Annotated in this window: 10 protein-coding genes and 1 pseudogene; all 11 read right to left on the bottom strand. The window is 70.4% G+C overall.

Going from position 1 to position 12,793, the window contains the following annotated elements; all coding sequences use genetic code 11:
- Positions 1–2 precede the first annotated feature (2 nt).
- Positions 3–941: an LCP family protein gene (locus tag ACFQUZ_RS11985; protein WP_377441244.1), complete on the bottom strand. Its 939-nt coding sequence runs from the start codon at positions 939–941 to the stop codon at positions 3–5.
- Positions 942–1,231: 290 nt separating this feature from the next.
- Positions 1,232–2,485, bottom strand: a complete 1,254-nt coding sequence (locus ACFQUZ_RS11980; RefSeq protein ID WP_377441242.1) for an LCP family protein — start codon at positions 2,483–2,485, stop codon at positions 1,232–1,234.
- A 174-nt stretch (positions 2,486–2,659) separates the two neighbouring features.
- Entirely contained in the window at positions 2,660–4,003 is a 1,344-nt protein-coding gene (locus ACFQUZ_RS11975; protein WP_377441240.1) for an LCP family protein, read from the bottom strand.
- A 92-nt stretch (positions 4,004–4,095) separates the two neighbouring features.
- Entirely contained in the window at positions 4,096–5,073 is a 978-nt protein-coding gene (locus ACFQUZ_RS11970) for a UDP-glucuronic acid decarboxylase family protein (protein WP_377441238.1), read from the bottom strand.
- Positions 5,074–5,256: 183 nt separating this feature from the next.
- Positions 5,257–6,930 carry a cation acetate symporter gene (locus ACFQUZ_RS11965; protein ID WP_377441236.1) on the bottom strand — a complete coding sequence of 558 codons (1,674 nt, stop codon included), beginning with the start codon at positions 6,928–6,930 and terminating at the stop codon, positions 5,257–5,259.
- Positions 6,927–7,301 (bottom strand): DUF485 domain-containing protein, encoded by a 375-nt coding sequence (locus tag ACFQUZ_RS11960; RefSeq protein ID WP_377441234.1) that lies wholly within the window; start codon positions 7,299–7,301, stop codon positions 6,927–6,929. The genes ACFQUZ_RS11965 and ACFQUZ_RS11960 overlap by 4 nt, the downstream gene beginning before the upstream one ends.
- A 300-nt stretch (positions 7,302–7,601) precedes the next feature.
- Positions 7,602–8,147, bottom strand: a pseudogene (locus ACFQUZ_RS11955) (flavin reductase family protein); the annotation flags it as partial.
- Positions 8,148–8,171: 24 nt separating this feature from the next.
- Positions 8,172–9,848 carry an ABC transporter permease gene (locus ACFQUZ_RS11950; protein ID WP_377441593.1) on the bottom strand — a complete coding sequence of 559 codons (1,677 nt, stop codon included), beginning with the start codon at positions 9,846–9,848 and terminating at the stop codon, positions 8,172–8,174.
- Between the two features lie 5 nt (positions 9,849–9,853).
- Positions 9,854–10,615, bottom strand: a complete 762-nt coding sequence (locus ACFQUZ_RS11945; RefSeq protein WP_377441232.1) for an ABC transporter ATP-binding protein — start codon at positions 10,613–10,615, stop codon at positions 9,854–9,856.
- Positions 10,616–10,702: 87 nt separating this feature from the next.
- Complete coding sequence (locus ACFQUZ_RS11940) at positions 10,703–12,346, bottom strand: cation acetate symporter (protein ID WP_377441230.1); 1,644 nt, start codon at positions 12,344–12,346, stop codon at positions 10,703–10,705.
- Positions 12,346–12,738, bottom strand: a complete 393-nt coding sequence (locus tag ACFQUZ_RS11935) for a hypothetical protein (RefSeq protein ID WP_377441591.1) — start codon at positions 12,736–12,738, stop codon at positions 12,346–12,348. Before ACFQUZ_RS11935 ends, ACFQUZ_RS11940 begins: the two co-directional genes overlap by 1 nt.
- Positions 12,739–12,793: the final 55 nt, after the last annotated feature.

The raw sequence follows: 12,793 nt of genomic DNA, 5'->3' as shown, positions 1-12,793 counted from the left end.
CGCTACAGCCGGTTCACCCAGCGCGGGTTCGCGGTGACCCAGGCATCCAGGGTGTTGCCGGTCAGTGCCCGGTACAGGCCGTCGGCCTCCGGGTCGGGCAGCACGTACGAGGTTTCGTCGATCATTTCCGGGTGGGACGGCAGTTGCACACCGACGAGCCGGTCGGACCGCACCCCGCGTAGGCCGAAGATCAGGTCTTCGAGCTGGACACCGTTGGTGTCGACCGTGAAGGTCGAGCCGATCGCCCGGATCACCTGGTCGAACCGGACGGGGTTGGTCACGAGATCGGTGGGCGAGATCCGTTCCAGGATCGCTCGGAGCAGTTGCTGCTGGTGCCGCTGCCGGTCGAAGTCCCCGTTGGGCAGGTCATAACGCTGCCGGGCATAGTCGAGCGCCCGGTCCCCGGTCATCTGCTGGCATCCGGCGGCGAATGTGGTGCCCGTGTGGATGGAACGCACCGGGGTGTCGACGCACATCCGGATTCCGCCGAGCAGGTCGATGACCCGCCGGAAGCCGGAGAAGTCGATAAGGGCCGCGCCGTCGAACCGTACGCCGGTGAGGTGGCTCAGGGCGGCCGAGAGCAGCCGGGCGCCGCCCTGCCCGCCGCCGCCGTAGTCGAAGGCCGCGTTGACCTTGTCGCTGCCGCCTGCCCAGTCACCGCCCGGCGGGATCTCGACAAGCAGATCGCGGGGGATCGAGATCAGGTACGCGCGGTCGAGGCTGGCCGGCACGTGGGCGATGATGATCGTGTCTGAGCGGGCGTCCGTGTCCGGTTGGGCCGTGCGCTGGTCCGAGCCGACGAGCAGGTAGGTGAGCGGACCGGTGATGGCGGCGTGCGGGCGCCGGGCCGTCTGGTCGAGCAGCGGTTCCTTGAGCACGCTGCGGTCGTACCGGCCGGTGAGCGCGTGCAGGCCCAGTCCGGCGCCGCCGGCGAGAACCACGAGCGCGACACCGACGGCGAGCGCGAGCCTGGGCCAGAGCGGGGCCCGGCGACGTGGCCGGTCGGCGGGTGCCGGGCCGGAGTTGGCGGGCGGCGGACCGATGGGGGGTTCGCCGGCCGACGGACCGGCGGGAGGCGGCGCCCCCTGCGTGGCGGGGTTGGCGTCTCGGGCGTCTGGTGCGACCCGCTTTCGTGTGGACGTGACCCCTCCCGGACCCTGGCTGCGGAATGGTTCTCACGTCAGCCTAGGGGCCCGTTTTGGTCAGCTAGCCGCTTTCACGGCTTTTGCCGTCAGGCCGGCTTCCCGGCCAGTGCACCGGGGTTTGCCAGGATGAACTCGTCGAGCCGGTCGTCCTTGACGGCCTGGAACATGGCCCGGCTCTCCTCGCTGAGCAGTTCGCGGCTGTTCTCCCCGTGGAACTTTCCGCCGTTGGTGCGCAGCAGCGTCAGGTCGTTGGCGGTCACCCCACGCATGGTGAAGATGAAGTCGTCGATCGGGACGCCACCGGTGTCCAGCGTGAACGCCTTGCCGGCGGCCTTGATGAGCCCGTTCAGCTTGACCGGGTTGGTCATCACGCCGCCGTCCATGGCCTTCTTGGCCATCGCCTTGATCAGTTGTTGCTGGTGCCGCTGCCGGTCGTAGTCGCCGTTCTTCAGGCCGTACCGCTGCCGGGAGTAGTCAAGCGCCTCCCAGCCAGCCATCTCCTTGCAGCCGGGCTTGTGGACGACCGGGGGACCCCACTTGCCGGCCTTCTTGGCGTCCGCGTTCCACGTCGGCTTACCGTCGACCATCCGCATGTGGTACGACTCCACCCGCTGGTCCACGCACATCCGCACGGTGCCCAGGGCGTCGATCACGCTCTTGAAGCCCTGGAAGTTGATGATGGCGGCCCCGTCGAAGCTGATTCCCGACATGTTCTTGATCGTCTGGGCGAGCAACTGAGTGCCGCCCTTGTAGCCGCCGCCGTTCTGCGCACCGTGCTGGAAGGCGGCGTTGATCTTGTCGATCCCGCCGGGATACCGGCTCTGCCCGAACGCAGGGATCCGCGCCTCCGTGTCCCGCGGGATGGAGAGCAGGTAGGCCCGGTCGTGGGTGGCCGGGATGTGCAGGATGATGATGGTGTCCGGGCGGGTCTCGTCCTCCTTCCACCCGGTCCGCGCGTCCACCCCGAGCAGCAGCAGGTCGATCGGACCGTCGAGGTTCCGGCCGCCCTCGGCCTCGGACTTTCCGGCCCCGCCGAGCAGATTCTCCCGGTCGATGTTGCCGGTCGCCTGGCTGATCATTGCCTTACTGCCGACGATCGCGATGCCGCTCAGCATCATCAACGTCGCGCCGAAGACCACCAGGGCCCGGGCCCAGAACGGGTCACGACGGCGCTTGCGCCGGCCCGCCTTCCCTCCGCGGCCGGTGGGCGGGTTGCCGCCGCCTCCAGCCGTGGACGGCTGCCCGGCACGCCCGGTGGGCGGATGACCGCCCGGGGACCCGTACACGTTCGCCGCGCGGGCCGTCACCGATGGCGGACGACCGCGGGTATCAACCGACATTCGTGCTCCAGGTCAGCGTGCGAGGGCTCTGTCCGTCCGAGGCGAGCCCACTTTACGGACCTCGGGCGGTTCCCGCGAAGCCCCGCACGGCCAGGTTCTCACCTGAACCGGACCAGGATCGCCCCAACCCGGCCATGTCGTTCCGGGGCGACCTGCTCCGAATCGTCCTTTTGGCTAGTTTGAACCGCCGTTGGTCGGAGACGGTGAGGCATTCGCACCGACCCACTCGCCCATCTTGTCGGCGGCAATCGCCTGGTACATCTTGAGGGCGTTCTCCCGGTCGGAGACCACCACGGACTCCCCGTCGATCGTCTGGCTGCCGTTGTGCGGGCTCGTGATGAACTGGAGGTTCTGGCCGCGCAGGTTGCGGAACTGCACCCCCATGTCGATCAACGAGAAGCCCTCGTCAACGGTCACCGCCTTCGTCACCGACGTGAGGAACGCGTTCAGCTTGCCCGGATTGGACAGCGTTCCCGTGCTGGCCGCCTTGTCCATCAGGGCGCGCATGAACTCCTGCTGGTGCCGCATCCGGGCGAAGTCACCCTGGGGGAACTGCTTGCGCTGCCGGATCCAGTCGAGCGCCGTCGCGCCGTCCATGTGCATGGTGCCCTTGGTGAACGTGCGGTACGGCTTGTGGATCGAGGTGATGCTCCGCTCGACGGGTAGGTCGACGCCGCCGAGGGCGTCGGTGACCTCCTTGAAGCCGGCGAAGTCGATGGCCATCACGTGATCGATGCGGACGTCGCTGAAGCACTCCACCGTGCGGACCGCGAGCGGTAGCCCACCCAGCGCGAACGACGCGTTGATCTTCTTGCGCCCCCCGCTGTCGCAACTGGCCGACGCGCTGTCCGGCACCGGCACGTAGAGGTCACGCGGGATGGACACCAGGTACGCCTTGTCGTGGCTGGCTGGGACGTGCATCAGGATGATCGCGTCGGCCCGCCATTTACTTGCCTCGTTCACCGGGGCGTCCGGATCCCGGGAGTCGCTGCCGACCATCAGAATGTTCAGAGCCCCGCTCACGCCCTTGACCGGCCGACCGCCGGTGATCTGGGAGAACGGGTCGGTGCGCTTGAGGTCGTCGTTGAGGTTGCGCGCGTAGACCCATCCTCCGACGCCACCGAGCAGGGCGAGAACGAGCAGGGTCACGCCGGCGACCAGGGCGATGCGCTTCCACCGGGGGCGACGGCGGCCGTCGCCGGACGTACCCGGTCCACCGGGCCCGCCCGGCACGCCGCCGGAGCCGGGACGGCGGGTACGACGCCCGAAGCCGGGCTCGTCGTCGTAACCGCGTCGATCGTCGTAGCCGGAATCCGGGTGGTAGCCGGACCGGGACGAGGGGCCTCCCGGGCGGGGGATCGAGGCCCGCCCGGCACTGCGCCCGCGCCCGGCGGCACCGGGCACGCTGGCCCGGCCCGCTCCGCCATCGGCCGAGCGAGGGCCGGGGGTACGCCGGTAAGCGTCCCCGGCGGGGTGCCGGTGGGCATTGCCGGACATCCAGGGCGTGGTCGCTGACATGTAAATCAGGGTACGTAGCGGAGCCAAGAAGGCCGGGATGCGATGACCGCTGCGTGACCGATATGTGACGACCGGTCCCGTCTCGCCTGGCGTCAGGCCAACCGTTGGCTGAAGTACTCGATGGTGCGCCTCAACCCCTCCTGGGGGCTGACCTGGGGCTCGAATCCGAGACGTTCGCGGGCCAATGTGAGGTCCGGGCGACGCAACTCGGGATCGTCGGACGGACGGGTGACGTACGTCACAGTGGAGCTGCTTCCGGTCATCGAAACGATCCGCTCGGCCAGCTCCCGCATCGACACCTCGTGCTCGGTGCCGCAGTTCACCGGACCCGTCTCGGCGGAGTCGAGCAGCAGCAGGATCCCCCGGACCAGGTCGTCCACATAGCAGATCGACCGGGTCTGGCTGCCGGTGCCGTGCACCGTCAGCGGCTCACCGCGCAGCGCCTGGGTGATGAACGCCGGGATGGCCCGCCCGTCGTCCGGGCGCATCCGGGGACCGTACGTGTTGAAGATCCGGACGATCCCCACGTCCAGCCCGTGCAGCCGGTGGTATGCCATGGTGGCGGCCTCGGCGAAGCGCTTGGCCTCGTCGTACACGCTGCGGACGCCAATCGGGTTCACATTCCCCCAGTAGCTCTCCGGCTGGGGGTGGACCTGCGGATCGCCGTACGCCTCGGAGGTCGAGGCGAGCAGGAACCGGGCCCCGTCGCTCACCGCCCGGTCGAGCAGATGCAGCGTGCCCAGCGAGCCCACGCGCAGGATCTCGACCGGAAGCGTGGCGAAGTCGGTGGGGCTGGCCGGGGAGGCGAGGTGCATGATCGCGTCGAATCGCTCGGCCAGCGCCGGGTGGTGACCGGGCAGCCCCTCCGAGACGTCCGCCTCGACAAGGGTGAACCGGGGCTCGTCGGCGAGCTGCGCCAGGTTTTCCTTGGAACCGGTGACGAAGTTGTCGACGGCGACCACGGTGCACCCGCGGGCGATCAGGGCATCGACGACGTGCGAGGGGACAAAGCCGGCGCCACCGGTGACGAGGATTCGGTGTCCGGGGCCGAACCGCTGCGAAATCACCATGCGGGGAGCGTACCCGGAATCGCGATCTCGAAAGCATCGGGCGGCGACCGGAAGCGCGGCGCCGGCCGTTCCTGTTCATCGAGCGACGCCGCTCATGAGTGACGGTAACCGGACGAAGCGGGAGCCGTGACCCGCGACGGATTCACGGTGCGGGGCCCCCGAGGGGGCCCCGCACCGACGGCGTCAGTGCGCGCCAGCCCCGGTGAGGGAGCGGACCTCCAGTTCGGCGTACTTGTCCTCGTCGTGCTCCTTGGACAGGATGGTGCCGAGCCACCCGCAGAGGAACCCGAACGGGATCGAGATGATGCCCGGGTTGGACAGCGGGAACCAGTGCCAGTCCGCGTCGGGGAACATTGACGTCGGCGAGCCGGAGACCACCGGCGAGAAGAAGACAAGCACCACCGCGGCGGACAGGCCACCGTAGATGGCCCAGACGGCGCCGGAGGTGTTGAACCGCTTCCAGAACAGGCTGTAGAGGATCGCCGGCAGGTTGCCGGAGGCGGCCACCGCGAAGGCGAGCGCCACCAGGAAGGCCACGTTGAGGCCCTGCGCGAAGATCGACAACACGATCGCGACGGCGCCGATCCCGAAGGCGGAGATCCGCGCGACGTTGACTTCCTGACGCTCCGACGCCTCACCGCGCTTGATGACGTTGGCGTAGAAGTCGTGCGCCAGGCTGGACGACGAGGCCAGGGTGAGCCCGGCGACCACGGCGAGAATGGTGGCGAAGGCAACCGCCGCGATGAACGCGAGCATGACCGCCCCGCCGGTCTCCCCGCCGAGGAAGTCGATGCCGAGTGACTCGGCGAGTTGCGGCGCCGCGGTGTTGCCCGCCGCGTCCTGTTCCCGGATCGCGTCGCCGCCCACCAGTGCCGCCGCGCCGAACCCCAGGGCCAGGGTGAACAGATAGAAGGTACCGATGATCCCGATCGCCCAGATCACGCTGCGCCGGGCCGCCTTGGCGGTCGGCACCGTGTAGAAGCGGATCAGGATGTGCGGCAGCCCGGCGGTGCCGAGCACCAGGGCGATGCCCAGCGACAACAGGTCCATCTTGCTGTAGAAGGTCTTCGTCGCGTCGGCGCTCTCCACGCCGTACCGAAGTCCGGGTTCGAGGAACGCGGCGCCCTTGCCGGATTTCTCCGCCGCCGCGCCGAGCAGCGTCGAGAGGTTGAAGTTGAACTTCGCGAGCACCAGCAGCGTGATGATCAGCGTGCCGCCCATCAACAGCACGGCCTTGATGATCTGGACGTAGGTGGTGCCCTTCATCCCGCCGACCGTGACGTAGATGATCATGAGGGCGCCGACCAGGATGATCGTGGCGACCTTCGCGGTGTCGGCGTCCATGCCGAGGAAGGTGGTTCCCGGCTTGATCCCGAGCAGCAGCGCGACAAGCGCGCCGGCTCCGACCATCTGGGCCAGCAGATAGAAGATCGACACCGTGATTGTGGAAACGGCCGCCGCGGTGCGGACCGGCCGCTGCCGCATCCGGAACGCCAGCACGTCGGCCATCGTGTACCGGCCCGAGTTGCGCAGCAGCTCCGCGACCAGCAGCAGGGCCACCAACCAGGCGACCAGGAAGCCGATCGAGTAGAGGAAGCCGTCGTAGCCGTACAGCGCGATCAGGCCGGCGATGCCCAGGAACGACGCCGCCGACATGTAGTCGCCGCCGATCGCGAGACCGTTCTGGAAGCCCGAGAACGACCGTCCCCCGGCGTAGAAGTCGGTCGCCGTCCGGGTCTGCCGGCTGGCCCAGATGGTGATCCCCAGCGTCACCGCCACCAGCAGGACGAACAGCGTGATGGTCAGGGTGCGTGCGGTGCCGCCGCCAGACGCCTCGGCTGCCAGGATGGCACTCATGAGTCACCCCCGGTGAGGTCGCCACGGATCTTGTCGGCGACCGGGTCGAGCTTCCGATCGGCGTAGCGCGCGTAGAGCCAGGCGATGAGGAACGTCGTGACGAACTGGAGCAGCCCGAAGATCAGCGCGACATTGATGTGGCCGAACAGGACCTGACCCATGAAGCCGCGGGCGTACGCGGACATGATCACGTACAGCGCGTACCAGAGAAAGAACGCCACGGTCATCGGGAAGACGAAGCCGCGCAGTGCCTTGCGCAGGCCAGCGAACTCGTCTGAACGGGCCACGGCAATATAGCGGTCCCTGGGGGAATCGGTCGGGCCGGGTGAGTCGGCCGGAGCCGGCGTCCCGGCCGGGGTATCCGTGGACATGCGTGTCACCACCTCCACAGGTGTGCGGTTCGCGCCGGGAACCAGCGCGGTAGCGCGCACGGTAGGAAGCGGTACGGCGGTGCGGAAGCGGCCCGGACCGGCCCGGTCACCGGGTGCGCCGAACGGCTCGCTGGCTGCGCCGAGTGACCTCGGTCACGCCGCTCACCGACGCCCCCACTCCTCGCGATCGTCAAGTCCGGCCCCGGTAAAACAGGCAAATCGCCCGCGATGGCAGTCTGAGTCGCAAAAAGTTCGCGGGAGGGTCGGACCGCACCGCCCGGTGCCGCCACGGCGCGAGGGTCAGTCCCGCAGCTCCCGGTAGCGCCCCCGATGGTGGATCAGCGGCTGGGCGTCGGCCGACAGGCTCACGGACTCGATGGTGGCCTCCACCAGAAGGCCCCAGCCGAACCGGCGGGAGCCGTCGAGCCGGCAGCCCACCCAACCCCCGGCGTCCGCCGGGACCGGACCGTACTCCGTGGCCAGCCAGCGATCGCCGGCGAACAGCCCGCCGGCCGCCGGGAACTGCCCGGCGAACTGATCGGCCAGCTGTCGATGGGCCGGGCCGAGCGGTGCCACCGCGAACCGGCCAGCCGCCGACGCGGCGTCCCACAGGTCCGACTCGTCGTCGACGATGCCCAGCAACCGTGCCGGGTCACCGTCCGCGACCACGGTCGACGAGACGGTCAGCCCCGCCGGACCCGGCGCCGTCCACAGGGTCACCGCCGCCGCCAGCCGGCCGCGCAGCCGGCGTACGGGGGACCGCGCGTGCTCCGGGGTCGCGAACGGGTCGGTGTGGTGGATCTCGGCACCCGGCTCAGACGTCACGCCGGACATTCTCCCCCTCGGACCCGCGGCGAAGTCGACGGCCGCTCAACGCCGGGGCGTGACAGCCTGGAGCAGCTCGGGCATCCGCCGGTCCAGCACATCGCCCGCGAGATAGGTGCCGAGCACGATCGCACCGAGGCCGTAGGCCAGCCCGACCGGCAGAGCCAGCCACAGCCAGACGTCGCCGAGCAGCGCGTTGGCCACCACCATCGGCAGCGCCAGCACCGCCGAGGCGGCCATCGCCAGGAAGCTCAGGAAGCTCTTGGCCACCCCGGCACCGCTGTTCATGGCGAACGGATTGCTGGTCTCCGGCAACTCGTAGGCGCCGAAGATCGACACGTACAGGTTCACCGCCAGACCGGCACCGTACGCGGCGAACACCGTGCCGGCCACCATGCCTATCCAACCCGGCTCACCGAGCAGCAACCCGACCACCACCGGAATGAGCACCAGCAGCGGCACGATGTAGAGCGAGAACGCCGTCACCCGGGCGCGCAGCTCCTGCCGGCCCGGCACCCCGGCGATGACGTTTGCGGCGTACGCGCTGCCGTCGTACCCGAACTGGTTGGCCAGGCTGACCGCGGCCAGCACGCCGACGAAGAGCATGGACAGGCCGAGGACGACGGGAGACGGCTCCTCGGTGCCGCCCTTGCCGGCGAAGCCCAGGCTGCGGATGTTGAGCATCACCGGGAGGAAGATGCCGACCATCGCGAAGGTGATCAGACCGGCCCGCCGGCGCATGTCCCGCCACCAGTACCGGGCCTCCCTGGCCACCAGTGCCCCGTACCGGTTGCGCGCCAGCCGGCCCAACACCCGGGGAAAGAGCTGCTCGACCGGGGAACCGGCGGTGCCCTTGCGGGTCGCACCGGCGCTGCCACCGGCGGCCCCGATCATCGCCGACTCCACCGACCGCGACCACCACCAGAGCAGCAGCCCGATGGCGGCAATCGTGATCAGCAACTTCAGCGGCGCGGCCCAGGCGCGGCCCGCGGCCACGTCCAGACCCGCCGTGTACGGCGCGGCGAGCGGGGTCCACCCGAGCACGGTGGCCGGCCCGGTGAACCGGTCCCAGTCGGCCCGCTCCACCGCGCTTATCACCGCGATCTGGAGCGGGCCGAGCAGCGCGGCGAGCACCGCAAGCGCCACGGCGGCCAGGTCGCGCATCCGGCGGGACCGCAGCATGGTGGCGAAGGCGCTTGTCACCGCCCGGCTCACCGCGACGCACAGGACCAGCCCGAGCACCATGCCGACGACCGCGACCAGGCCGGCCGGGACGCCGCCGAGCGCCCAGGCCGACACCACCAGCCCCACCGTGGCCAGCAGCAGGCACAGGGCCGGTACGCCGACCAGCGCGGCGGCCAGCATCCCGGGGATCAGGGTCCGGCGGCGCAGCGGCAACAGCGCGAAGCGGGCCGGGTCGAGGGTCTCGTCGACACCGAAGAAGACAAGCGGCAGGAACAGCCAGCCCAGCACCAGGACGGCGCCACCCAGGGCGGCGACGAGCATGGCGATGTCGGCCCGGTCCGCCAGGCCGGGGGCGGCGAACCCCAGGAACCCCATGGCGGCGAACCAGAGCCCGAACAGCAGGCCGATGACGTACAGCGCGATCCGCCAGCGCTGCCCGCGGAAGTTGTTGCCCATCACCCGTAGCTTCAGCCGGACGAAGTGCCACGGCGTGACCTGGCGGGCGGGTTGGACCGCCGTGCCGGCGGGGGCGGTCACCTGGTCTACAGCCACGCCAGCTCCTCCCCGGTAGCGGTGCGACCGCCGACGACCGCCACGAAGGTCTCCTCAAGCGAACGGTCGCCACGAACCTCGTCCAGCGTGCCGACCCGCTTGATGACTCCCTCGGCGAGGATCGCCACGTGCGTGCAGAGCCGCTCGACGACCTCCATCACGTGGCTCGAGAAGATCACCGTGCCGCCACCGCCGACGTACCGCTGCAGGATGTCCCGGATGAGCGCGGCGGAGACCGGGTCGACGGCCTCGAACGGTTCGTCGAGCACCAGCAGCCGCGGGCCGTGCAGCAGCGCGCTGGCCAGTCCGATCTTCTTCTTCATGCCGGCGGAGTAGTCCACCACCAGGGTCCGTCCGGCGTCGGTCAGCGCCAGGACGTCGAGCAGCTCCCCGGCCCGCTGGTCGACCACCGCGGGATCCATGCCGCGCAGCAGTCCCTGGTAGGCCAGCAGTTCGGCGCCGGTAAGCCGGTCGAACAGCCGGACCCCGTCCGGCATCACGCCGAGCACCTGCTTGGCGCGCACCGGGTCGGCCCAGACGTCGTGCCCCAACACCCAGGCACCACCGGCATCCGGCCGGAGCAGGCCGACCGTCATCGACAGGGTGGTGGTCTTGCCGGCGCCGTTGGGCCCGAGCAGACCGTAGAAGGAGCCCGCCGGCACGTCCAGGTCGACTCCCGCGACCGCCACCTTGCTGTCGAACCGCTTCACCAGCCCGCGCAGCGCCAGCGCAGGGTGCTCACCACCAGTCATGCCGGAAACCGTATCGGTTCGGCGCCAGACCGCCGTCCGGCCGCCGGACGATTCCTGGCTCCTCCTCGGGCAGGAGATGGAAGGCTCTCAGAGCCGCAGGGCCTCGGGCGCGTGCAGGCGCAGCATCGTCGCCCCCACGTCGACCGGGGCGCGGCGCCGGGTGAGCATCGAAGTGACCGCCATCACGGTGAACGCCAGCGGCACCGTCCACGCGGCCGGCTGCGCGACGAGCACCGCGGGCCACCCTGCCAGTGGCGGCCCGACCACGGTGACCAACACGGCCAGTACGGCGGCGCCGCCGCCGGCCAGCACTCCCGCCGTGGCCCCGACCGCGGTCAGGCCGCGCCACCAGATGCCCAGCACCAGCAGCGGGCAGAAACTGCTCGCCGCCACCGCGAACGCCAACCCGACCACCTGGGAGACGTCCAGGTCCCGCAGGTTCAGGGCCAGGACGACCGGCACCAGTCCGGCGGTCACCGCGGCCAACCGGAAGTCGCGCACCGAGCCCCGGCCCAGCACGTCCGCCGAGATCACGCCGGCGACGCTGGTCAGCAGCCCGGACGAGGTGGACAGGAAGGCAGCGAAGGCACCAGCGGCGACCAGGGCGGAGAGCAGGTGGGCGGTGAGCGTGTCGCCGAGCGCCGCCGACGGGAGGAGCACCACGACGGCGTCGGTCTGCCCGCTGACCAGCAGTTGCGGTGTGTAGATCCGGCCCAGCACGCCGTACAGCGTGGGCAGCAGATAGAAGGCGCCGACCAGGGCGAGGACCACCAGGGTGGTACGCCGGGCCGCCGCGCCGTCCCGGTTGGTGTAGAACCGCACGAGTACGTGCGGCAGCCCCATCGTGCCGAGGAACGTCGCCAGGATCAGCGAGTACGTCGCGAACAGCCCCTTGTCGTCCCGGCCGGCCGCGCTGGGCAGCAGCCAGTCGGCTCCGTCGGATGCGCCGACCGTTGACACGGCGGGCACCGGATCCCCGGCGGCGAAGGTCAGTTCCTCGCCGGGGCGTACCTCCGTCCGGGTGCCGTCGGCGAAGGTGATGGTGGCGGCGTCCCGGACCTCGACGGTGGTGGCCACCCGGAAGGCCGTGCCGGCCTCCGGAGTGACCGCCGGCCGCCCGTCGGCCTGCCAGTGCAGCATCAGAAAGATCGCCGGTACGGCGAGCGCGGTCAGTTTCAGCCAGTACTGGAACGCCTGGACGAAGGTGATCGCCCGCATCCCGCCGAGCGCCACGTTGGCGGTGACCACCGCGCCGACCAGCAGGGCGCCCACGGCGTACGGCAGGCCGGTGACCGTGGTGAGGGTGAGCCCGGCCCCCTGCAACTGTGGCACCAGGTAGAGCCAACCGATGAAGATGACGAACAGGGTGGCCAGCTTGCGCAACCGGCGGGAACCGAGCCGCACCTCGCAGAAGTCCGGCAGCGTGAAGGCGCCGGAGCGGCGCAGCGGGGCGGCCACGAACAGCAGCAGGGCGAGGTAGCCGGCGGCGAACCCGACCGGATACCAGAGCACGTCGACGCCGTACTTGAGGACCAGCCCGGCGACCCCGAGGAACGACGCGGCCGACAGGTACTCGCCGCCGATGGCCGCCGCGTTCCAGGTCGGGCTGACCATCCGGGACGCGACCAGGAAGTCGGAGGTGGTCCGGGCCAGCCGCAGGCCGTAGAAGCCGATGGCGACGGTCACCAGGGTGACCGCGACGATCGCCGGCGCTGCGTACGGCGTGGCCATCAGCGTTCCGGCCGCTGCACCAGATCGGTGAAGTCCTGCTCGTTGCGTTCCGCCCAGTGCACGTGCAGCCAGCCGACCGCGACCAGGAACGGGAAGGCGGCGATGCCGAGCAGCACCCACGGCAGGTTGACCCCGAAGACGGTGACCCCGCCCAGCGTCGGTGCGATCGCGAAGAGCAGCGGCAGACCACCGAGGCCGATCACGACGACTAGCGACAGCCGCAGGGCCAGGGCGAGTTGGGCGCGGACCAGTCCGCGCACCATGGCGTCGCCGATCCGGGTCCCCTCGGTCAATTCGGCCCTGGTGTGTTCCCGCACCGTGAGCCGCCGCCCGGCCTCGGCCAGCACGATCCGCGCCCGGCGCGGGGGCCCGGGCGGCGGCGGTTGGTCGATGGCCACCTCGGCAGTCTCGCCACCCAGGCCCGATTGTCAAGCGGAGCCGGCGTCC

Origin of the sequence: Plantactinospora sp. GCM10030261, from assembly GCF_042666615.1 — a bacterium.
Taxonomy (GTDB): Bacteria; Actinomycetota; Actinomycetes; order Mycobacteriales; family Micromonosporaceae; genus KBS50.
Note: the sequence above shows the minus strand (reverse complement) of the source record. Positions and strands in the feature narration are given on the sequence as shown.